Source organism: Amycolatopsis sp. WAC 01375 (genome assembly GCF_003947325.1).
Classification (GTDB): domain Bacteria; phylum Actinomycetota; class Actinomycetes; order Mycobacteriales; family Pseudonocardiaceae; genus Amycolatopsis.
The window spans coordinates 152071-173481 of record NZ_QHHW01000011.1; the positions used below are offsets into that span (position 1 = coordinate 152071).

At 69.0% G+C, this 21411-nt stretch carries 22 protein-coding genes; 14 read left to right on the plus strand and 8 right to left on the minus strand.

The window, feature by feature from the left end:
- The first annotated feature begins 60 nt into the window (after positions 1–60).
- The 10 genes from DL991_RS04055 (at position 61) to DL991_RS04100 (ending at position 12646) form a co-directional block, all read left to right on the plus strand.
- A complete protein-coding gene (locus DL991_RS04055) occupies positions 61–1671 on the plus strand; it encodes a DUF2207 domain-containing protein (RefSeq protein WP_125781046.1) in 1611 nt (536 codons plus the stop codon).
- A 21-nt stretch (positions 1672–1692) separates the two neighbouring features.
- A complete protein-coding gene (locus DL991_RS04060; RefSeq protein WP_125781048.1) occupies positions 1693–2997 on the plus strand; it encodes a pitrilysin family protein in 1305 nt (434 codons plus the stop codon).
- The gene (locus DL991_RS04065; protein ID WP_125781050.1) at positions 2994–4370 is read left to right on the plus strand and encodes a pitrilysin family protein; all 1377 of its coding nucleotides are present in this window, start codon (positions 2994–2996) and stop codon (positions 4368–4370) included. The genes DL991_RS04060 and DL991_RS04065 overlap by 4 nt, the downstream gene beginning before the upstream one ends.
- On the plus strand, positions 4370–5383 hold the full coding sequence (gene nudC, locus DL991_RS04070; RefSeq protein ID WP_125781052.1) for an NAD(+) diphosphatase: 1014 nt from the start codon (positions 4370–4372) through the stop codon (positions 5381–5383). Before DL991_RS04065 ends, nudC begins: the two co-directional genes overlap by 1 nt.
- Positions 5384–5867: 484 nt before the next feature.
- Positions 5868–7118, plus strand: coding sequence for an ROK family transcriptional regulator (locus DL991_RS04075; RefSeq protein WP_125781201.1), 1251 nt, complete (start codon positions 5868–5870; stop codon positions 7116–7118).
- A gap of 10 nt (positions 7119–7128) precedes the next feature.
- Positions 7129–8511: an extracellular solute-binding protein gene (locus DL991_RS04080; protein WP_125781054.1), complete on the plus strand. Its 1383-nt coding sequence runs from the start codon at positions 7129–7131 to the stop codon at positions 8509–8511.
- A 4-nt stretch (positions 8512–8515) separates the two neighbouring features.
- The gene (locus DL991_RS04085) at positions 8516–9505 is read left to right on the plus strand and encodes a carbohydrate ABC transporter permease (RefSeq protein WP_199746275.1); all 990 of its coding nucleotides are present in this window, start codon (positions 8516–8518) and stop codon (positions 9503–9505) included.
- Positions 9502–10395, plus strand: coding sequence for a carbohydrate ABC transporter permease (locus tag DL991_RS04090; protein WP_125781057.1), 894 nt, complete (start codon positions 9502–9504; stop codon positions 10393–10395). Before DL991_RS04085 ends, DL991_RS04090 begins: the two co-directional genes overlap by 4 nt.
- Entirely contained in the window at positions 10392–11657 is a 1266-nt protein-coding gene (locus DL991_RS04095; RefSeq protein WP_125781059.1) for a 6-phospho-beta-glucosidase, read from the plus strand. Before DL991_RS04090 ends, DL991_RS04095 begins: the two co-directional genes overlap by 4 nt.
- Positions 11642–12646: an N-acetylglucosamine kinase gene (locus DL991_RS04100; protein WP_199753807.1), complete on the plus strand. Its 1005-nt coding sequence runs from the start codon at positions 11642–11644 to the stop codon at positions 12644–12646. Before DL991_RS04095 ends, DL991_RS04100 begins: the two co-directional genes overlap by 16 nt.
- Before the next feature lie 70 nt (positions 12647–12716).
- Here DL991_RS04100 and DL991_RS04105 read toward each other — a convergent pair whose 3' ends face one another.
- Genes DL991_RS04105 through DL991_RS04120 form a run of 4 tightly spaced genes read right to left on the minus strand, consistent with a single transcriptional unit; the run spans position 12717 to position 15497 of the window.
- Complete coding sequence (locus DL991_RS04105) at positions 12717–13241, minus strand: SRPBCC family protein (RefSeq protein WP_125781063.1); 525 nt, start codon at positions 13239–13241, stop codon at positions 12717–12719.
- The gene (locus tag DL991_RS04110; protein WP_125781065.1) at positions 13238–13579 is read right to left on the minus strand and encodes a helix-turn-helix transcriptional regulator; all 342 of its coding nucleotides are present in this window, start codon (positions 13577–13579) and stop codon (positions 13238–13240) included. Before DL991_RS04110 ends, DL991_RS04105 begins: the two co-directional genes overlap by 4 nt.
- A gap of 59 nt (positions 13580–13638) precedes the next feature.
- Complete coding sequence (locus DL991_RS04115; RefSeq protein ID WP_125781067.1) at positions 13639–15006, minus strand: gluconate:H+ symporter; 1368 nt, start codon at positions 15004–15006, stop codon at positions 13639–13641.
- Positions 15003–15497, minus strand: coding sequence for a gluconokinase (locus tag DL991_RS04120; RefSeq protein WP_125781069.1), 495 nt, complete (start codon positions 15495–15497; stop codon positions 15003–15005). The genes DL991_RS04115 and DL991_RS04120 overlap by 4 nt, the downstream gene beginning before the upstream one ends.
- A 103-nt stretch (positions 15498–15600) precedes the next feature.
- On the opposite strand from DL991_RS04120, the gene DL991_RS04125 reads away from it, so the two are divergent.
- Together DL991_RS04125 and DL991_RS04130 are read left to right on the plus strand one after the other, a co-directional pair.
- A complete protein-coding gene (locus DL991_RS04125) occupies positions 15601–16296 on the plus strand; it encodes a FadR/GntR family transcriptional regulator (protein WP_125781070.1) in 696 nt (231 codons plus the stop codon).
- A 38-nt stretch (positions 16297–16334) separates the two neighbouring features.
- Positions 16335–17291 carry a CobD/CbiB family cobalamin biosynthesis protein gene (locus tag DL991_RS04130; protein ID WP_199746277.1) on the plus strand — a complete coding sequence of 319 codons (957 nt, stop codon included), beginning with the start codon at positions 16335–16337 and terminating at the stop codon, positions 17289–17291.
- 84 nt (positions 17292–17375) lie between these two features.
- Here the strand turns inward: DL991_RS04130 and DL991_RS04135 are convergent, their stop codons facing one another.
- Genes DL991_RS04135 through DL991_RS04145 form a run of 3 tightly spaced genes read right to left on the minus strand, consistent with a single transcriptional unit; the run spans position 17376 to position 19357 of the window.
- Positions 17376–17996 (minus strand): FMN-binding negative transcriptional regulator, encoded by a 621-nt coding sequence (locus tag DL991_RS04135; RefSeq protein ID WP_125781072.1) that lies wholly within the window; start codon positions 17994–17996, stop codon positions 17376–17378.
- A 54-nt stretch (positions 17997–18050) separates the two neighbouring features.
- Entirely contained in the window at positions 18051–18872 is an 822-nt protein-coding gene (locus tag DL991_RS04140) for an SURF1 family protein (protein ID WP_125781075.1), read from the minus strand.
- A 23-nt stretch (positions 18873–18895) separates the two neighbouring features.
- Positions 18896–19357, minus strand: a complete 462-nt coding sequence (locus DL991_RS04145; RefSeq protein WP_125781077.1) for a low molecular weight protein-tyrosine-phosphatase — start codon at positions 19355–19357, stop codon at positions 18896–18898.
- A 130-nt stretch (positions 19358–19487) separates the two neighbouring features.
- Here DL991_RS04145 and DL991_RS04150 point away from each other — a divergent pair, with 130 nt between their 5' ends.
- Positions 19488–19808, plus strand: a complete 321-nt coding sequence (locus tag DL991_RS04150) for a hypothetical protein (RefSeq protein ID WP_125781079.1) — start codon at positions 19488–19490, stop codon at positions 19806–19808.
- Positions 19809–19993: 185 nt separating this feature from the next.
- Here DL991_RS04150 and DL991_RS04155 read toward each other — a convergent pair whose 3' ends face one another.
- Positions 19994–20548, minus strand: a complete 555-nt coding sequence (locus DL991_RS04155) for a chorismate mutase (RefSeq protein ID WP_125781080.1) — start codon at positions 20546–20548, stop codon at positions 19994–19996.
- 31 nt (positions 20549–20579) lie between these two features.
- Here DL991_RS04155 and DL991_RS04160 point away from each other — a divergent pair, with 31 nt between their 5' ends.
- Complete coding sequence (locus tag DL991_RS04160; RefSeq protein ID WP_125781082.1) at positions 20580–21401, plus strand: Nif3-like dinuclear metal center hexameric protein; 822 nt, start codon at positions 20580–20582, stop codon at positions 21399–21401.
- Positions 21402–21411: the final 10 nt, after the last annotated feature.

Below are 21411 nucleotides of genomic sequence, written 5' to 3' on the forward strand. Positions count from 1 at the left end.
ATGAAGACTCGCGATTCGGCACCGGCTTGCGATCCTTGCACGCGCAACTATCGCAAGCTGGTGCCGAATTGCGTGGTCTTGGCGCTCGTTCTGCTGGTGCTGAGCGCGGCACCGGCGGGAGCGCAAGGCGAACCGCAGCTGCCCTCGCTGCCCAACAGCGCGGAGATCTCGCTCAAGGTGGAACGCGACGGCGCCCTTTCGGTCGTCGAGGCGGTGTCCGTGCCGAGCGAGGCGACGATGACCCGCCGGATCCCGCTCCGCACGGCGGCCCCGCACGACCGCGACCGGATCATCGGCATCCGCGACGTCGTCATCGAGGGCGCGGGCAACTCCGAGCTGACCGAAGACGAGTTCACCGTCAAGCTCAGGGGCGGCACCTCGATCGTCCGGTACACAGTGGACGGTGCGGTCACCGAAGCGGACGGCCTGGTGCGGGTCGGCTGGCAGGTCGCGGGCGGCTGGGACGCCCGGCTCGAACTCGTGCGTGCGAGCTTCGCGGCGCCGTCCATCCCGAACGCGGTCACCTGCTACGCCGGGCCCGAGGGTTCGCGCGCGCATTGCGGGGCCGCCCAGATCGCGCATTCCGGGCTGACCCGGTTCAGCCAGCAGAGTCTCGCGGCCGGACAGCGGATGGAGATCTCGGTCGAGCTGCCCGGCGGCACCGTCCCGGCGAACGTGCGACTGGAGCCGTCGAAGACCTTCGCCGGAGCGTTCGTGCTCACCTCTCCGGTCGGCTGGGCTTGGGGCGGCTTCGCGCTCGCGCTGGTCGTGGCCGCCGTGGCGCTGGGCCTGCTGCGAAGGCGCGACAAGCACCCGGGCGACGCGCTTCCGGTCCGGCTGCTCACCGGGAAGGACGACCAGGCCGCGTTCTCGTCACCCGACGGCGTGCTGCCCGGGCAGGTCGGGACCGTGCTCACGGGGCGTGCCGACGCCGTCGACCTGGCCGCGACGGTCGTCGACCTCGCCGTCCGTAACTACCTCTGGGTGACCGAGGAGCCCGGCGAGCTGACCGGCTGGCGGCTCGTCCGCCGCAATCCGCCGGACGAGCAGCTGACCGCCTACGAACGCGCGGTGTTCGACGTCCTGCTGCCGGAGGGACGGGAGTCGGTGCTGCTGTCGGAGCTCCAGTCCGCGAGGGTCGGGATCGAAAGGGTGCGAGACGCGTTGGACGCCAGCGTCGTCGAACGCCGCTGGTACTCCCGGCTGCCCGGCAGGCTCACCGGCATCGGCCTGCGCGTCTGCTTCTACGGGCTGTTCCTCACCGTCCTGCTGGCCTTGACCGTCGGCTACGCCCAGCTCGGGCTGATCGTCATCGCCGCGGGCGCGGTACTCGCCGTCGCCGCCCGGTGGCTCCCGGCGCGCACCGGGGCCGGCGTCACACTGCACCGGCGGCTGCTCGGCGTCCGTGACGCGCTGCTGGAGACCAAGGCGGCGGCCGTCCCGAAGCTCGAACGCGAGGTGCTCCTCTCGCGGGCGCTGCCGTATGCGCTCGCTCTCGGCGAACAAGAAGACTGGGTCGCCGGATTCGCCGGACTGAAGGGTCCGCCCAAGATCTACTGGTGTGGCAGGGAAGGCGCCGACGAGGCGGACCTCTCGCGGGTGAGCGACTTCACCGCCGCACTCGTGGGAACCTTCGCCGCGACCCGCCAGGGTCGTCGCCTGGAGGCCTGAGTAGCCCGTAGGGTGGTGCGCATGGCCGATCCCGAGCTTGTCCGATTCACCCTCGACAACGGTCTGCGCGTGGTGCTCGCGCCCGACGCGACCGCTCCGGTGGTGGGTGTCAGCGTCCACTACGACGTGGGCTTCCGTTCCGAGCCCGAAGGGCGCACAGGTTTCGCGCACCTCTTCGAGCATTTGATGTTCCAGGGGAGCGAGAGCCTGGAGAAGCTCGCGCACTTCCGGCACGTCCAGTCGAGTGGTGGCAGCTTCAACGGCTCCACCCATCCGGACTACACGGACTACTTCGAGGTCCTCCCCGCCGCGGCTCTCGAGCGCGCCCTGTTCCTCGAAGCGGACAGGATGCGGGCGCCGAAGCTGACGCAGGAGAACCTGGCCAACCAGATCGACGTGGTCAAGGAGGAGATCCGCCTCAACGTGCTGAACCGGCCGTACGGCGGGTTCCCGTGGATCACCCTCCCGCCGGTGCTGTACTCCACGTTCCCCAACGCGCACAACGGTTACGGCGGTTTCGAGGATCTCGAACAGGCCACCCTGGACGACTGCGCGGCCTTCTTCGACACCTACTACTCGCCCGCGAACGCGGTGCTGACCGTCGCCGGTGACTTCACCGTCGAGCAGGCCCGCGAGCTGATCGAGAAGCACTTCGGCGACGTGCCGCACCGGCCCGCGCCCGAGCGTCCCTCGTTCGCCGAGCCCGCCCCCGAGGGCGAGCTGCGCGGCGAGCAGGTGGATCCGCACGCCCCGCTGCCCGCGGTCGGCGTCGGCTACCGCATGCCGGATCCGATCAACGACCTCGACGGCTACCTGGCGAACCTCGTGCTCGCCGGCGTGCTGACCGACGGCGACGGTTCCCGGCTCCAGCAGCGCCTGGTGCACCGCGAGCCGCTGGTCGTCGACATCGGCGCGGGCGCCGGGCTGTTCGGCCCGTTCGAGGCCCGTGACCCGGACACCTTCACCATCACCGCGATCCACCCGCCGGACGTGAGCACCGACCAGGTCCTCACCGCGCTGGACGAGGAACTGGAGAAGCTGGCCGCCACGCCGCCGGGTGACCAGGAGATCAAGAAGGTCACCGCGCGCTGGGCCGCGAGCCTGCACTCCGAGCACGACAAGCTGGTGTCCCGGACGCTCGCGCTCGGCTCTTTCGAGCTGCTGTACGGCGACGCGTCGCTGGTGTACCGGCTCGCCGAGAAGATCTCGGCGGTCACCGGGGAGGCCGTTTCGGCGGCGGCGAAGGCGCTGCGGCCGGATTCGCGCGCCGTGCTCGTCGTCCGCCCGGGCAGTGGATCTTCAGACCAGGAAGGTACCGAGCAGTGAGCGCACCGCACCGCACCGCCGAGGAGATCGGCCGCACGGCCGCCGGGCCGCGGCCGGTCCCGCCGCTGGGGACGCAGCGCGCCGCCGCCGATCTGTCCCATGTGGACACCACGCTGAGCAACGGGCTGCGGGTGCTCGCCGTCCGCAAGCCCACCGTGCCGCTGGTCGAACTGCGGGTGTGGATCCCGTTCGCCGGTGAAGACAAACTGCACCCGGCCACCGCCGAAGTGCTGGCCGAGACCCTGCTGACCGGCACCGCCCGCCGCGACCGCATCGAGATCGACGCCGATCTGGCGCTGATCGGCGGCGACCTCGCGTCCGGCGTCGACCCGGAGCGGCTCGCCATCACCGGTACCTCGCTCGCCGACGGCCTGCCGACGATGCTCGACGTCCTCGCCGACGCGCTCACCGGCGCTTCGTACGCGGACGCCGAGGTCGAGCGGGAACGTGAGCGGCTCATCGAGCGGATCGCCGTCTCCCGCACGCAGCCGAGGACGATCGCCCGCGAGGCACTGCAGAAGCACCGCTACGGCGACCACCCCGCGGTGCGGGAGGTCCCGCAGGCCGAAGACGTGGCCGTCGTGACGCCGGAACAGGTTCGCGCGTTGCACCGGGCTTCGGTGCTGCCGCGGGGATCCGTGCTGGTGATCGTCGGCGACATCGACCCGGAGACCGTCATCGGCGACCTGGAGAAGGCGTTCGGCGGCTGGGCTTCGGACCGCTCAGCCGTCCGCCTGCCCGTGCTGCCTGATCTCGCCGGCGGCAACGTCCTGCTGGTGCCGCGGGCCGGTGCCGTGCAGTCGCAGATCCGGCTGTCGGCGCAGACCGTGTCGCGCACGGACCCGCGGTACCCGGCACTTCAGCTGGCGAACCTGGTGTACGGCGGGTACTTCTCGTCGCGGCTGGTCGAGAACATCCGTGAGGACAAGGGTTACACCTACAGCGCGCACTCCGGATTCGAGTTCACCGACCAGACCGCCGTGGTGAACATCGACGCGGACACCGCCACCGACGCCACTGCGGCCGCGCTCATGGAGACCCGGTACGAGCTGGCCAGGCTCGGTCTCGTGCCGCCGACCGCCGACGAGGTCGAGTCGGTGCGGCAGTACGCGATCGGCTCGCTGGTCACGTCCGCGTCGTCGCAGGGTGGGCTCGCCGCACAGCTGGCCGCGCTCGCCGCGACCGGACTGGGTGTCGAGTGGCTCGGCGAGCACCCGGCACGGCTCGCCGCGGTCACCGCCGAAGACGTCGCGAACGCCGCACTGGAGTTCTTCGCGCCCAAGCGGTTCACCGGGGTCGTCGTCGGTGACGCCGACGTCCTCGCACCGAAGCTGGAGGCGTTGGGCGACGTGACGGTCGGGGAGCCCTCCTGATGGAGACACCGTTCGAGTTGGGTGCGCTCCCGACGCTTTCGCGCTCCATGGCGGACCGTCAGGAATCCTTGCGCACCAACCCGGACAGGCTCGCCGAGCGCTGGCCGAACGCCCGGGTCGTGCTGCTCGACGAGCACGCGCGCACTCCGGTGATCGAGGCTTCGGGCACGCTCGCGACCCGCAAGACGCAGGACGTCGGCCCCGAGCCGCCCGTCGATGCGGTGTTCCTCGGGGAGTGGCAGGGCATCGACTACTGGTCGCTGCCCGGCCGCCCCTCCGGGGAGACCGAGACCGTCGAAATGGCGGGCAGCTGGGGTGTCGTCGAAGAGGTCCCGCGGTACGAAGGCGAGATCTGGGTCGACCTGCGCGGTTACGGCGACCTGCTCGACGACGCGTCGGCCGGGCTGTTCACCACCGCGCAGGCGTTGCAGGCCTGGCGCCGGCAGGCGAAGTTCTGCACGCGCTGCGGGAGCCCGACCGAGGTCGTCCAGCTGGGCTGGGCGAGCAAGTGCACCGGCTGCGGCCGTGAGGAGTACCCGCGCACCGACCCGGCGGTCATCTGCCTCGTGCACGACGACGCCGGTGTCAACGGCGAGCACGTCCTCCTGGCACGGCAGCCGATCTGGCCGCCGGACCGCTACTCGATCCTCGCCGGTTTCGTCGAGGCGGGGGAGTCGCTCGAAGGCTGTGTCGAGCGGGAGATCCGCGAAGAGGTCGGCGTCGACGTGCGTGACATCCGCTATCTCGGCAGCCAGCCGTGGCCGTTCCCGCGGTCGATCATGCTCGGCTTCACCGCGCGGGCCGACATCTCCTCGACGATCGTGCCCGCGGAGGGCGAGATCGAAGAGGCCTTCTGGGTTTCGCGCGCGGAGGTGCGGGCCGCTTTCGCGAACAGCCAGCTGCGGAACGCCGGCGCCGTGCCGACCCCGATCGCCGGTGGTACGCGGCAGCTGGTGCTGCCGGGGAACTCGTCGATCGCGCGCGTGATGCTGGCGGCCTGGGCAGGCGTCTGACCCTGGCGCACGCGGCTCAGGCTTGAGCTTGAACAAGGCCCAGGATCGAAGCCCCTTCGCGACGATGGAGGATTTGGGACGCTGAACGTCCCAAATCCTCCATCGTCAGCCCGCCGAGGCGCCGTGAGCGGCGCCTTCACGTGTCTGGATGGACGACACGCGTGTGCCGTCCACCTGGTCACGCGTGTCGTCCGCCGGATCACGCGTGTCGTCCACTTGATCACGCGATACCGCCCGCCGAGGCGCCGTGAGCGGCGATCCGTGCGGCATTACCACTCACGAAGCAGGTCCACCCGCCTGCCTCGAACCGGACACCCTCCGCACCGGTACGTATACCCGCTGTGCGGAACACGCCAAGCGTTACCTCCCCGTTTCCCCGCGCCGTTGACGGCTGTGGTTCGGCTCACTACAGTCCCCGGAAACCGTCTGTAAAGTTTCCTAACGAAGTCGGGAGCGAGCCCAAGTGCGAGCCGGCAGTCCGCGAATGCTGCGCGAGATCAACGATCGCGCGGCCATCGAGGTCCTCCTGAGGGACGGCCCGCTGACGCGCTCGGAGCTCGAAGTCGCGATCGGCCTGTCGAAACCCGCGACTGCGCAGCTGCTCACCCGCCTCGAGCAGGACGACGTCGTCACCAAGGCGGGCGTGCGCGGTGGGGGCCGCGGGCCGAGGGCGCAGCTCTGGCAGGTCAACGGCGGCGTCGCCTATGTCGCGGCCGTGGACCTGACGCCGCAGCAAGCCGATTTCGTGGTCGCCGACGTCACGGGCGCGGTGCTCGCCGAGTACCAGGTCCCGCTGCCGGTCCACGAGGGCGCGGACGTCGTCGGCACCTTCGGCGCGGCGCTCACCAGCGTCGCGAACAGTGCCGGTCTCGCCGCCACCGATCTCCGCCATGTCGTCATCGGCGCGCAGGGCGCGTTCGACCCGCGCACCGGCCTGCTGTCCTCGGCGCCGCACATCCCCGGCTGGCTCGGTTTCGACGTGCCGCGCAGGCTCAGCCGCGAACTGGGCGTCGAGGTCACCATCGAGAACGACGTCAACCTCGTCGCGATCGTGGAGATGACCGTCGGCCAGGCCGTCGGGCTCGACGACTTCGTGATGATCTGGCTCAGCGACGGCGTCGGTGGCGCGGTGGTGGTCGGCCGCAGGCTGTTGCGCGGCGCGACCGGCGGTGGTGGCGAGATCGACTGGATGCGGGTGCCCGATCCGGTTTCCGTCGCCACACCGAACGAAAAGCCCCGCGCCGGAGATCGCTTCGGTGACCTCGTCGCGTCCCCGGCCGTCGTCGAGCTGGCCGCCGCGCACGGTATCGAAGCCGAGGACGGCGCCGACGCGGTCACCAAGGCCCGCGAGAACCACAACGAACCTTTTCTCGACGACCTGGCCCGTCGCGTCGCGGGTGGCGCGGCCGGCCTCATCGCGGTCGTCGACCCCGAACTCGTGCTTCTTTCCGGTGACACCAGCCGTGCCGGTGGCGACGAATTCGCCGCGCTGGTCGCGAAAAGGTTGCACGAACTGGTCCTGCCCCGCACCCCGGTCGGGGTCGCTTCGGTGCAGGGCAACGCGGTCCGCGCGGGCGCGCTCCAATCGGCGCTCGCCACCGTCCGCAGGGACGTCTTCGGCGTCAACACCCCTTCGCTCCTCGGGCCGAGACGGTCCGGGGCGGGAGAGCCAAATCCGATCGTGGCGATCCCGGATTCACGAACAGAACCACCGTCTCCCGCCCCAACCAACTAGGAGGAGGGTCATGAGTTCCACGACCCAGGTTCGGAGAAGTGGCCGCCGTTGGCGCGGCTCGATAGTGCTCGGCGCGGTCACCGTCGCCGCGCTGGTGTCCGCCTGTTCGGGCGCCGCAAGCGGCCCGAACGGCGGGTCGGGCGACGCGGCGGCCGCCCCGGCCGCGGACGCGAAGCTCACGCTGACCGTCTACAGCAAGTTCACCGACCGCGAGTACAACGTGGTGACCGCCGGGCTCAACAAGCTCAAGGCGAAGTTCCCGAACATCGAGATCAAGCACGAAGGTCAGCAGGACGACGACAAGATCACCCAGTCCATCCGCGGTGGCAACCCGCCGGACGTGGCGATCTCGTTCTTCACCGACAACCTCGGCGCGTGGTGCTCCACGGGCAGCTTCCAGGATCTCAAGCCCTACATCGACCGCGACAAGATCGACCTGACGCAGATTCCCGACGCGGTCCGCAGCTACACCGAGTACCAGGGCAAGCGGTGCGCCATGCCGCTGCTCGCCGACGTCTACGGCTTCTACTACAACAAGGACATGTTCGCGGCGAAGGGCATCACGTCGCCGCCGAAGACGACCTCGGAACTGTTCGAGGCCACCAAGAAGCTGACCGAGTTCAACCCGGACGGCTCGATCAAGGTCGCCGGCTTCATGCCGTCGATGCCCTTCTACGCCAACATGGCGCAGTACTGGGCTCCGAACTTCGGCGCCAATTACCTCGGCCCGGACGGGCAGTCTCATATCGCCGACAGCCCCGAGTGGAAGGCGATGTTCGACTTCCAGAAGCAACTCGTCGACTTCTACGGCGGCCACGCCAAGGTCGAGCAGTTCAAGGCCGGTCTCGGCGAGGAGTACTCGGCGGACCACGGTTTCCAGCGCGGCAAGCTCGCGATGATGATCGACGGCGAGTACCGCACGGCCTTCATCAAGGACCAGGCGCCGGAGCTCAAGTTCGGCACGGCGGCCCCGCCGGTGCTCGACAGCAAGCCGGACCGCTACGGCGGCGCGTTCACCACGGGCACGATCATCGCGATCCCCAAGGGCGCCAAGAACCCCGGCGCGGCTTGGGAACTGATCAAGCAGGTCACCCTCGACACGGCGACGCTGGTCGAGCTGTCCAACGGCCTCAAGAACGTGCCGAGCACCAAGGCCGCGCTGACCGACCCGAAGCTCGAGGTCACGCCGGAGTTCAAGACGTTCCTCGATCTGTACAACGGCGGCAAGCTGACGCCGAACCCGTCGACCCCGATCGGCGACGCGCACCTCAAGGCGGTCAACGACTTCGCCGAGAAGTGGCAGGCGGGCAACATCCCGGACATGGTCGCGGGTCTCAAGCAGGTCGACGCTCAGATCAACGACGAGCTGGCCCAGAAACGCGCCGGCGGCTGATCGCATGACCACGACCCTGGACTCCAGGGCGGTCGGTTCCTCTTCCGCGTCCAGCCGGACGCGGAAGGGGAACGCAGCGCGCCGCCGTCGCACAGTCTTCTACTTCATCGCCCCGGCGATGCTCGGGTTCCTGATCTTCTTCGGCTACCCGTTGATCGCCACGGTGTACTACTCGTTCACCCGGTACGACCTCATCAACGCGCCCGAGTTCATCGGCTTCGACAACTACATCCGCATGTTCACCAGCGAGCAGCTGGTCGGCACCGCCGCGTACAACACGCTGTGGCTGGTGATCGTGCTGACGTTCTGCCGGGTCGTGTTCGCACTCGGTGTGGCGTCGATCATCTCGCGGCTCAAGTCGGGTGTCGGCCTGGTGCGGACGCTCTGCTACCTGCCGTCGCTGGCCCCGCCCGCCGCGGCGACCCTGGCGTTCGTGTTCCTGTTCAACCCGGAATACGGGCCGGTCAACGCGTTCCTGGGAGCGGTCGGCATCGACGGCGGCCTGTGGTTCAACGATCCGGCGATGTCGAAGCCCGCGCTGACCCTGCTGGTGATGTGGGGTTCGGGCGAGCTGATGATCATCATCCTCGCGGCGCTGCTCGACGTGCCGCAGGAACAGTACGAGGCCGCCCAGCTCGACGGCGCCGGGCCGGTCCGCCGGTTCTGGCACGTCACGCTCCCGTCGATCTCGCCGGTGCTGCTGTTCGGCATCGTCAACTCGATGATCTTCGCGCTGCAGTTCTTCACCCAGGCGATCGTCGCGGGATCCGCGGCCGCGGGAGCGGCCGACGTCGCGGGTAACACGAAGTTCATCGGCGCACCACAGAACTCGACGCTGACCTATCCGGTTTGGCTGTACGTCCAGGGTTTCCGGTACTTCAACATGGGCTACGCGGCCGCGATGGCGGTGCTGTTGTTCATCGTCTCGGCGGGATTCACCTGGATTCTCGTGCGTCAGCTCCGCAAGTCCCAGCATCAGGAGGAAGGCGGATGATCACGCTTTCGGAGACCCGCAGGCGGGAGCCGGTGACCGAACCGCCGAGGGTGCGGGTGCGGCGCCAATGGGACAAGAAGCTGTACTGGATCGCGACCCACAGCGTGGGCATCGCGATGGGCGTGATCTTCATGCTGCCCATCCTGTTCGTGTTCCTCACCGCGGTGATGTCCAGCGACCAGGCGCTTTCGTCGAACTTCTGGCCGAAGGAATGGCACTTCGAGAACTTCATCGAGGTGTTCGAAAAGGCGCCGCTGCTGCAGTATTTCGGCAACAGCATGCTGTATTCGACGCTGGCCACCCTGGGGGCGCTCATCTCGGCGATCCCGGCGGCGTACGCGCTTTCGAAGCTGAAGTTCCGCGGGCAGAACCTGTTCTTCATGCTGACCGTGGCCGCGATGATGCTGCCACCGCAGGTCACCGTCGTGCCGCTGTACGACCTGTGGGTGCGGCTCGGGTTCACCGGGACGCTGGTCCCGCTGATCGTGCCGTACTTCTTCTTCGACGCGTTCTCGATCTTCCTGCTGCGGCAGTTCTTCCTCACCATTCCGAAGGACTATCTCGAAGCGGCGAAGATCGACGGCTGCAACGAGTTCCAGGCGATGCTCAAGGTGCTGATCCCGATGGCGAAGCCCGGGATCGCGGCCACCGCGATGTTCTGCTTCCTCTTCACCTGGAACGACTATTTCGGTCCGCTGCTCTACACCGGTGAGACCCGCGACAGCTGGCCGCTTTCGCTGGCGATCGCGTCGTTCCGCGGGATGCACCACGTGGAATGGAACCTCACCATGGCGGCCACCGCGCTGATCATGCTGCCGGTGATCGTGCTGTTCGTGTTCGCGCAGAAGTCCTTCGTCAAGGGCATCACATTCACAGGGGTCAAGGGATGAAACTGGCAGTCGTCGGTGGTGGGTCCACGTACACGCCCGAGCTGATCGACGGGATCGCCGGACGGCGGTCCACTTTGGACGTCGACGAGATCGTGCTGATCGATCCGGACGCGTACCGGGTGGAGGCGGTCGCTGACTTCAGCAACCGGTTACTGGACCACGCCGGGCATCCGGCGCGCGTCCGCACCACCGCGAGTCTCGAAGAGGGCGTCGACGGTGCGTCGGCGGTGCTGATCCAGCTGCGGGTCGGCGGGCAGCGCGCGCGGCGCGGGGACGAGACGTTCCCGCACGCCTGCGGCTGTGTCGGGCAGGAGACCACGGGCGCGGGCGGCCTCGCGAAGGCGCTGCGCACCGTGCCGGTCGTGCTCGACATCGCCGACAGGGTGAGGAAAGTCGCCGGTGACGACACCTGGATCGTGAACTTCACGAACCCGGTCGGCATCGTCACCCGCGCGTTGCTGAACGAGGGCCACCGCGCCGTCGGGCTGTGCAACGTCGCGATCCACCTCCAGCGCACGTTCGCGCATCTGCTCGGTGCCGGCGTCGACGAGGTCAAACTCGTCCACACCGGACTGAACCACCTGAGCTGGGAACGGAAGGTGCTCGTCAACGGCGAGGACCGGCTGCCGGAACTGCTGGCGGAGCACGCGGAATTCCTCGGCGAGCACGTCACCGCGCCGGTCGAGTGGATGCGGCGGATGAACGTCGTGCCGTCGTACTACCTGAAGTACTACTACGGGCACGACGAGCAGGTCATGAAGCAGCGCACCGAGCGGCCGCGCGCGGACGTCGTCAGCGACGTCGAAGAGGAACTGCTCAAGGTGTACCTCGACCCGGAGGTGGTGACCAAACCGGAGCAACTGGAAAAGCGGGGCGGCGCCTACTATTCCGAGGCCGCGGTGCAGCTCGTGCACGCGCTCACCTCGGGCGGGCCCGCGGAGGAGCACGTCGTCAACGTCCGCAACGAAGGCACTTTCGACTTCCTGCCGGACGACGCCGTCATCGAGGTTCCGTCCCTTGTGGACGGCAACGGTCCTCGCCCGATCGCGCAGCCGCGGGTCGAACAGCGGTTCGCCGGGCTCATCGCCGGGGTCACCGCGTACGAGCACCTCGCGCTGGACGCGGCGATCAAGGGCGGCCGGGACCGGGTGGCCGACGCGTTGCTCGCGCATCCGCTCGTCGGCCAGTACGCCAAGGCGGATCAGCTCGCCGACACGCTGGTGCAGGTCAACCGTGAGTTCCTGCCGTGGGCGGGGGCATGACGGCCGGCTCACGAGACGTCGTCGTCGCGATCGACGGCGGCAACAGCAAGACCGACGTCCTGATCGTCTCCCGGGACGGACGGGTGCTCGGACAGTCGCGAGGGCCGGGCGCTTCCCCGCAGAACATCGGGGTCGACGGCAGCGTCCGCGCGCTGGAGAAACTGGTACTGGAAGCCCTTCACGGGGCGGGGATTCCCGACGAACGTCCTTTCGCGACACATACGTCGGCCTACCTCGCGGGGCTGGATTTCCCGCGGGAGGAGAAGATCCTGCACGCCGCGCTGGCCGCACGCGGCTGGAGCGACACGCTGATCGTCGGCAACGACACGCTCGCGCTGCTGCGCGCGGGCAGTTCCGACGGGACGGGTGTGGCGGTGGTGTGCGGCGCCGGGATCAACGGCGCCGGTGTCAGCGCCGACGGCCGTGAGCACCGGTTTCCCGCGCTGGGCAAGATCTCCGGCGACTGGGGCGGCGGCTACCGGCTGGGCGAGGAGGCACTGTGGTGGGCCGTCCGCGCCGAGGACGGCCGTGGTCCGGGTACGGCTTTGCAGGCCGCCGTCACCGCGCACTTCGAGACGTCTTCGGTGCTGGAAGTGGTGCAGCGACTGCACTTCGAGGAACTGCACTCCGACGCGATCCACGGCCTGTGCCCGCTGCTGTTCGCCGTCGCGGCGGACGGCGACGAGGTGGCGCAGGACGTGGTCGACCGATTCGTCGAAGAGGTCGCCCTGCTGGTCGGGGTCATCCTTCGGCGGCTCGAACTGACCGGGGAAGCGCCCGAAGTCATCCTCGGCGGGGGAGTGCTGACCGGGGTCGGCACGCAGGTGATCGCGGAGATCGAGCGGCGGTGCCTGAAGGTGGCGCCGCAGGCTTCGATCCAGGTCGTCGACGTGGCCCCCGTGGTCGGCGCGGCGTTGTTCGCACTGGACACCATCGGTGCTTCTACCGCCGCGAAGGCCTCCCTTAAGGCCGCGACCAAACGGGTCTGAACACGCGTGAAGGCCTCCTTCCCTCGGCTCAGCCGAGGGAAGGAGGCCTTCACGCGCATTGCCGGAAGTCTCAGGAAGCGGCGGGGACGAGCGGCTCGTCCGTCTCCAGCAGCGTCTTGAGGTCCGACAGGATCCACGCCCAGCCGCCGCCGGCGTTCTCGCCCGGCCCGGCGTTGACGTCCTCCTGCGAGCCGTTGACCAGCGCGGCCGTCGTCGGCGCGTCGGTGACGTCGTGGGTGACGGTCAGCCGGGTGCCCGCGGTCTTCGTCTCTTCGATCTCATAGGTGAGCTTGGTGTACGGCTCCTTTTCGAAGGACGGGTCCATCAGCAGCTTCCAGGTGATGACCAGCTTGCGCGGTGGGTCGACCTCGAGGACCTCGCCGTCGACCAGATCGTTCGTGAACCCCGCCTCGACGTATTCCGGTGTGGGGTGGGTGGCGTGCTTGCCACCCGGCCGCAGGTCGAAGTCGACGAGGCCGGTGTAGCCGTACTTCCGCGACCATTCGGGCTTCGTGATCGCGTCCCAGATCTTCTCCGGGGTGGCCTTGATGTAGACGCGGTAGACCTGGGTGGCGGCGGTGATGGTGTCGGTCATGACGGCTCCTCGGTTTCGGGTTCTGGGGTTTCGAGTTCGGCTTTGAGGTCGAGCAACGCGGTCACGTTGCGCTCGGTGAACTTGTCGATCCACCTGTCGTGGATCTGCCGGATCGGTACCGGGTTGAGGAAGTGCTTCTTCTCCCGGCCCTCCTTGCGCGTGACGACAAGTCCGGCTTCTTCCAGCAGTTTCAAATGCTTCATCACACCGAACCGGCTCATGTCCACTTCGGACTCGAGATCGGTCAGCGTGCGGCCGTCACGCGCGAACAACCGGTCGAGCAGGAACCGACGGGTCGGATCCGCCAGGGCCTTGAAAACCAGGTCGTCGTCGGGCACTTCGAAAGAATAGGTGACCAAAAGGTCACGTGTCAACCGGAACCTTCGCGCGCGTTCGGCTACAGGAGGGCGCCCAGCGGCAGGATCAGCGCGATCGCGACCACGGAGATGACCGTCTCCATGATCGACCAGCTCTTCAGTGTCTGCCCGACCGAAAGCCCGAAGTACTCCTTGACCAGCCAGAACCCGGCGTCGTTGACGTGGGAGAAGAACAGTGAACCGGCGCCGATCGCCAGCACCAGCAGTGCGCTGTGCGACGGGTCCATGGTCGCGGTGAGCGGGGCCACGATGCCGGCGGCGGACACGGTCGCGACCGTCGCGGAGCCGGTCGCGAGCCGGATCGCGACCGCGACCAGCCAGCCGAGCAGCAGCGGCGACAGGTTCGCGCCGGTGGCCAGGCTGGTGATGACGTTGCCGACTCCGGCGTCCACGAGGGTCTGCTTGAACCCGCCGCCGGCGCCGACGATGAGCAGGATGCCGGCGATCGGCGGGAGCGAATCGGCCACCGTGGACGACAGCTTGTCCCGGGTGAAGCCCGCGGACTTGCCGAGGGTGAGCATGCCGAGCAGGACCGCGGCGAGCAGGGCCACCAGCGGGTCGCCGATGAAGTCCAGCACACGGCGGACGTGGTTTTCCTTTTCCAGCAGGATGTCCGCGAGTGCTTTGCCCATCATCAGCACGACCGGCAGCAGCACCGTGGACAGCGTCGCGAGGAAGCCGGGCCGCCGTCCGTCCGAAGAGGACGATTCCGGGACGAGCCGCTCCGGCGCGACGGCGTCCGGGACCATCTTCGCGGCCAGCCTGCCGAACAGCGGTCCGGCGATGATCACCGTCGGGATCGCGACGAGCAGGCCGAAGGCCAGAGTGAGGCCGACGTTCGCGTTCAGCGCGCCCGCGGCGGCGAGTGGGCCGGGGTGCGGCGGGACGAGGCCGTGCAGCACCGAAAGCCCGGCGAGCGCGGGGATTCCCAGCAGCAGCAACGGTTTCCCGGTGCGCTTGGCGACCAGCAGGATCACCGGGATCAGCATGACCAGGCCGATCTCGAAGAACATCGGCAGGCCGATCAGCGCGGCGACCAGCGCCATCGCCCACGGCAGGGTGCGGTCGCCCGCGCGGCGCAGGATGGTGTCGACGATCTGGTCGGCGCCGCCGGAATCGGCGAGCAGCTTGCCGAGCATCGCGCCGAGCGCGATCAGCACGCCGACCGAGGCGACGGTGGAACCGACGCCGGAGCTGAAGCTCTTGATCAGCTTGTCCACCGGCATGCCCCCGACGAGCCCGAGCACGCCGGAGCCGAGGATGAGGGCCAGGAACGGATGCTGCTTCGCCTTGGTGATCAGGACGACGATCACGGCGATGGCGAGCACCGTCGCGCCGATGAGACGGGTGTCGTGGCCGGTCCAGGCGGCGGCGAGGGTGGTGGTCATGAGCGGTCCTCGAAAGCGGAGAGGGCGGTTTCGACGATTTCTTCCGGCTTTTTCGCGATGTCGGCGACGAGGCCGCGCTCCTCCGGGCGCAGCGGCTCGAGGTCGGCGAGCTGGGAGTCCAAAAGGGACACCGGCATGAAATGGCCGGAGCGGGTCTTCATCCGGGCGGCGAGCAGGTCGTGGTCGCCGTGCAGGTGCAGGAACCAGACGTCGCCGCCGCCACGCAGGATGTCGCGGTAGCGGAACTTGAGCGCGGAAGACGTCACGACGCCGCCGGAGGACTGGTGGTCGGAGATCCAGGCGGCGATGGCTTCGAGCCAGGGTTGCCGGTCTTCGTCGTTCAGCGGGTGGCCGGAGCTCATCTTGTCGATGTTCGCCTTCGGATGGAACGTGTCCGCTTCGGCGTAGTCGACGCCGAGGCGTTCGGCGAGTGCCGTGCCCACGGTCGTCTTGCCCGAGCCGGAAACGCCCATCACCACGATGACGGTCATCCGTACCTCCCACGTCGTTGTAGCCGGGACGAGTACAGCTCAAAAGTACTACTTAAGCAAGATGAAGTACTACTTAATCGAGTCAGAACGTTAGGGTCACCTGGTGGGCAACGACAGGCATGCCGAAGTACTCGACGCGCTCGGCTCCGCGATCGCGAACGGGCGGCTTCCGCCGGGCTCCGTGCTGCGTTCGGAGGAGCTCCAAGAACGGTTCGGCGCGTCCCGCACGGTGGCGCGCGAGGTGGTGCGCGTCCTCGAAACGATGTGCCTGACCAGCAGCAAGCGCCGGGTCGGGATGATCGTGCGCGAGCCGCGTGACTGGAACCATTACGACCCGAGGCTGCTTCGCTGGCAACTCGACGGATCCGAGCGGAAGACCGCGCTGCGAACCCTCACCGAACTGCGCTCCGGCGTCGAACCGTGCGCCGCCCGGTATGCCGCGCTGCGGGCGACACCGGAAGAGGGCGGCCGTCTCCGGGCCTTGGCGAAGCGACTGGAGGAGACGGCGCACCAGCGGGACCTCGAGACCTTCCTGGGGCACGACGTCGCCTTCCACGATCTGCTGCTGTCCTCGTCGCGGAACCCGATGTTCGCGCAGCTTTCGGCGGTCGTCGCCGAAGTGCTCGCCGGGCGCACCGGGCACGGGCTGATGCCGGAGGAGCCGCAGCCCGAGGCCGTCGCGCTGCACGTCGAGGTCGCGGCGGCCATCGACGCCGGTGACCCTGACCGGGCCGAACGCGCGATGCGGGACATCGTCATCCAGGCGCGTGACGAGATGGCCGTCCTTCTGGACGGATGATCTTCGAGTAATCTCTGCAGGTCTTCGAGGGATACTGCATGCGGGGGGCGACGGTGAGCGCGGCGCGCGCGATCGGCTTGGTGTTGGGGGTGGCCGCCGACGGGGCGATCGGGGATCCCCGGTCACGGCGTCCGGTGACGGCGTTCGCCAGGGCGGCTTCGGCGGTGGACGCGAAGGTCCGGTCGAAGCATCCGGCGGTCGGAGTACTTTGGACCGGTGGTCTCGCGGGTTCCGCGGTGCTGGCGGGCGTGCTCGCCGAACGCGCCGGGCGGCGCAGCCCCGTCCTGCAGGCGACCACGACCGCGGTGACCACCTGGGCCGTCCTCGGCGCCGCCGGCCTGGCCGCGCACGGCACGTCGCTGGCGCGGGACCTCGAAGAAGGCGAACTCGAAACCGCGCGCGGCACACTGTCCACACTGGACCCCCGCGTCGCCGACGAGCTCGGTGTCATCGGCCTCTCGCGCGCCTCGGTGGAGACGCTCGCCGAGAACACCGCGGACGTCGTCATCGCGCCGCTGGTGTGGGGAGCGCTCGCCGGCGTCCCCGGCCTCCTCGGCTCGCGCGCGATCAGTCTGCTGCGCGGCCTCGGCAGGGGACGACCCGAGCGCTACCGCTGGTTCGTCGCGCGGCTGGACGAAATCGTCCATCTCGTCCCCACCCGGGTCGCGGCAGGCCTGACCGTCCTCGCTGCCCCGGTCGTCGGCGGCTCCGCGGGCGGGGCGTGGCGCGCTTGGCGCCGGGACACGACCGCACACCCGAGCCCGAACGCGGGCCGCGTCGAGGCAGCGTTCGCCGGGGCGCTCGAGATCCGCGTCGGCGGGCGGACCGTGTACCCGCACGGCGTCGAGGAACTGCCGGTGCTCGGCATCGGCCGCAACCCGGACGCCGGGCACGTGACGCGGGCCGTGGAACTCTCGCGGGTGGTCGGCTGGCTCGGCGCGATCAGCTCGGTCGTGCTGGCCGGTCTCGTCGGGCTTCGGCGACGGCGGCGCTGACCTGCGGTTTCGGCGGTCGGGGGAGCGGGGGACCTTTGCTATCGCCGGGGCGCTGACCTGCGAAAAGGGAGCAAGGGACCTTTGCTATCGCTCCCGCCGCGCCAGCTGTGCCCGCGCCCGCGCGTCCATCGGGCCGTCCCGTCGCGCCAGCTCCGCGTCGATCCGCGCGCGGTCGGCCGGCTGCTTGTTGCCGCCGAACTTGAACTTCGCCCGCACCCCGGTCACGGTCAGTTCGATCCCGCGGATGCCGGGGAGCAGCCGCTTGTCCGGCGCCTCGGTGGCGCTCACCGGAACCCGGTCCCCGGAAGGCTCGAAGTGCGCGAGCTGCCGGTCCAGCAGCGCGGCCTTCTCCGCCGCGTCGTCGATCAGCCGGACGTCGCATTCGAGCTGGACGGACGCGTAATACGACGTCGGCACGCCGTGCGGTGGGTCGGCGGGGGTGTTCCAGCCGGAGCGGATGTAGGTGTGGTCGTCGATCACCGACAGCAGCGCGCGTGGGTGTTCCTCCAGCAGCGGCCAGACCGGGTTCGGCCGCGCGAGGTGCAGCAGGACCGTCCGGTCGCCGTCGAAGACGAAGTGAACCGGGTTGACGATCGGCAGGTCACGGCCCGCGCCTCCGGCGATCAGCTGGCCGAAGTCGTGTGCGGAGAGCCAGGCCTGCCATTCTCCGTCGTCGTGGGCGGCGTCCCACGGGTGAATCAGCATGATCGCATCCGAACACGCCAAATGGACCTGTAGAAGGGCCATTTTCACGTCGGATCAGGTGGCCACTTCGGAGCGTTCGTCTTCGGCCAGCATCTCCGCGACACTCTTGCGCCGCTGCGGCCGTTCCGTGGTCAGCACACCACCCGGCTTCAGCTCGCGGACGGTGAAGTACAGCCAGCCCATCAACGCCATGGCCCCGAAAGCGATCCACTGGAGCGCGTAGGAGAAGAACGGTCCGGCGTCGGTCTGCGGCAGCGGCAGCGCGCCCAGCACGCCGGGCTGGTTCACGTCGAGCTGGAAGTAGCCCGGCCGGATGTCCAGCTTCGCGGCCCGCGCGACGACCTGGGAATCGACGACGTAGCTCTGCAGCTTCCCGCCCGTCGACTCGTCGGCGAACGCGTCGCGGTTCTTGCCGTCCCTCTCGTCGTGACGTGCCCGCGTGACGATGTCGACCGTGCCGGTGGGAGGCGGGGCGAAGGGAAGCGCGCGCGATTTGTCGTCGAGCCGGACGTACCCGCGGTCCACCAGCACGATCGTGCCTTCGACGGTGCGGAACGGCGTCAGGACCTCGTAGGCCGCTTCGCCCTGTACGGAGCGCAGACGGGCCACGACCTCGCCTTCGGGAAGGTACGTCCCCTTCATCGCCACGAGATGCCATTCGGTGCGCTGATCAGGGGCGGCGCCGTGGGGAAGCAGCTGGTCCAGCGACCGCTGCTGCCCGGAGAACGACTCCCGCAGCGCCGCGTTCTGGTGCTCGCGTTCGGTGTTGCGGGAGAACTGCCACGGCGCGAGCAGGGTGAAGCAGGTGACGGCGAAGGTGAACACCACCAACGTCAACGCCAGCCACCCGGGCTTCAGCAGGAACTTCAACCGCACCCCACCACGGTAAGCGGTCCGCCTCAGGCGTGTGCGCGCACCCAGTCGAGCAGGCCGGGAACAGACCGCTCGATCATGCCGAGGACGTCCTCGAAACCGTCGTCCTCGCCGTAGTACGGGTCCGGGACCTCGGCGCCTTCGGGTGCGGACGGATCGAATTCGCGCAACAGGCGGACCTTCTCCTGGTCCGCGACCTTGCGCCGGAGGAACGACAGGTGACTCTCGTCCGCCGCGAGCAGCAGATCGGCGGCAAGATGCCCGCGGTCGACCTCGGCCGCGACGTGACCGGTCGGATAACCGTGTTCGGCCAGCTTCGTGCGCGCCCGCTTGTCCGCGGCCTCGCCCACGTGCCAGCCACCGGTGCCCGCGCTGGACACCCGCACGAGGTGATCGAGACCGGCTTCTTCGACCTTCGCGCGGAAGACGAGCTCGGCCATCGGGGAACGGCAGATGTTGCCGGAACAGACGAAGACGATGTGCAGCACCCGATCAGTGTGAAGGCCGACGGAGATCGACCGCTCACCGGCTCCGAACGGCTACCGGGCGCGCGAAGCTGGAAAGCCGGGACGAAGCGGGAGTAGACCTCCTGGAGAGAAACACGCAGGAAGGTCGCGTATGAGCGCACCAACACCCATCGTCGAGTCCGCGGCAACCGGGCTCCGCTGGTATCGCATCACCGTCACGCATCCGCACCCCTACGAGGTCGGGCGGATCCTGTCGGAGCACCACTTCGTCCAGGCGAGATCGCCGAAAGAGGCGATGACCAGGATGCCGTTGCACCTCCGGTCGAACGCGTCCGTCGCGCCGTACCAGGTCGGCCACACCGAAGTCCCCGATCACCCGGCGAAGGCCTACCGGGCGATGCTGTGGACGGGCCGCGTGATGCGCGCGGCCGGGCGCTGGGCGATCAACAAGGACGCGAAGGCGCTGGAGTGACCCGGAGGCGATAGCAAAGGTCCCTTGCTCTCTTTCCGCAGGTGAGCGGCCCGGGTGAGACATCTCGGGAGGTTGCGAAAGCCACTTTCGCAACGTTGAAGGTTGCGAAAGTGGCTTTCGCAACACGCGGCGGCCGAAGTGATAGCAAAGGTCCCTTGCTCCCGCCGCTGCTCCCGCCGCCGCGATCAAGCGCGCGAGCAGGCCGACCGTACGGACTCCCCGAGCGCGACCGAGTGCAGCCGGTCCAGGCCACACCGCGCGTCGACCAGCCGCACCGTGACCGCGAGCCGCACGTCGCACGACCGTCGCGTCCGCGCGTCCCGGGTCGAGCCGAGTTCGGCGAGCAGGCCCGCGTTCAGCCGATCGATCACCGGCCGCACCTCGGTCGCCAGGTCGGGTCGTCCGGGCGGCCGCGTGCCGGGGTGTTCGGTCCACCGCGCGTACAGGCCGCGTTGCACGACCTTGTTCGCCTCGATCTGGTCGCGGAAGAACCGCACCGCGCCGTCCGCGTCGAGACCGAGGCCCGGGGCCTTCGCGGCCATCGAGTCGAGGATCTGCTGTTCGCGCACCGGATCGTCGATCGGCGAAGGCGTGCCGAACTTCGCGGCCGCGACCTTGTCGGCGATCTGCACGCGCTGAGCGGCAAGGTCGGTCAGCTTCCAGAGTCCCGGAGACGCCGACGCCGTCGCGGGTAACACCGCAAGAAGCAACGAAGCGGCGCAGAGCACCCGAAGTCGCATGCCCGGAAACGCTACATGCGAAAATCGCCGGGTGCCCGCGCTAGCCGAAGTCATCGCCGCCCTCGAGCAGGCGTACCCGCCCGAACTCGCCGAATCGTGGGACGCCGTCGGTCTCGTCTGCGGCGACCCGGCCGAGAACGTGGACAAGGTGCTGTTCTGCGTCGACCCGGTCGACGAGACCATCGAAGAGGCCATCGAAGGCGGCGCGCAGCTGATCGTCGCGCATCACCCGCTGCTGCTACGCGGCGTCCACGGCGTTCCGGCCGACAGCACCAAAGGGCGTCTCGTGCACCGTCTCATCCGCGCGGGCGTCGCGCTCTACTGCGCGCACACCAACGCCGATTCCGCGTCACCCGGCGTCTCCGACGCGCTCGCCGACGCCATCGGACTGACCGTCCTCGGCCCGCTCGACCCCCGCGAAGACGGTGTCACCGGCATCGGCCGCATCGGTGAATTGCCCGCGCCCGAACCGTTTTCCGTCTTCGTCGAACGCGTCGCGAACGCCTTGCCGCGCACGGAACCCGGCGTCTACGGCGCGGGCGACCCGGCCCGCCCGATCCGCCGCGTCGCCGTTTCCGGCGGTTCCGGCGACAGCTATCTCAAGCGTGCCACCGCCGCCGGTGTCGACGCGTACGTCACCGCGGATCTCCGGCATCATCCCGCCGGCGAGCACCTCGCCGAGATCGCCGAAGTCCCCGCCCTGGTCGGCGTCACACACTGGGCGAGCGAGTGGCCGTGGTGCGAGCAAGCCTCGGCCGTCGTCCGGGCCGCCTTAGCGGGTAACGTCGATGTTCACGTCTCCACGAGGTGCACCGACCCGTGGACGCTACGGGCCACCCGAACCGCGCACTAAGAATCCAAGG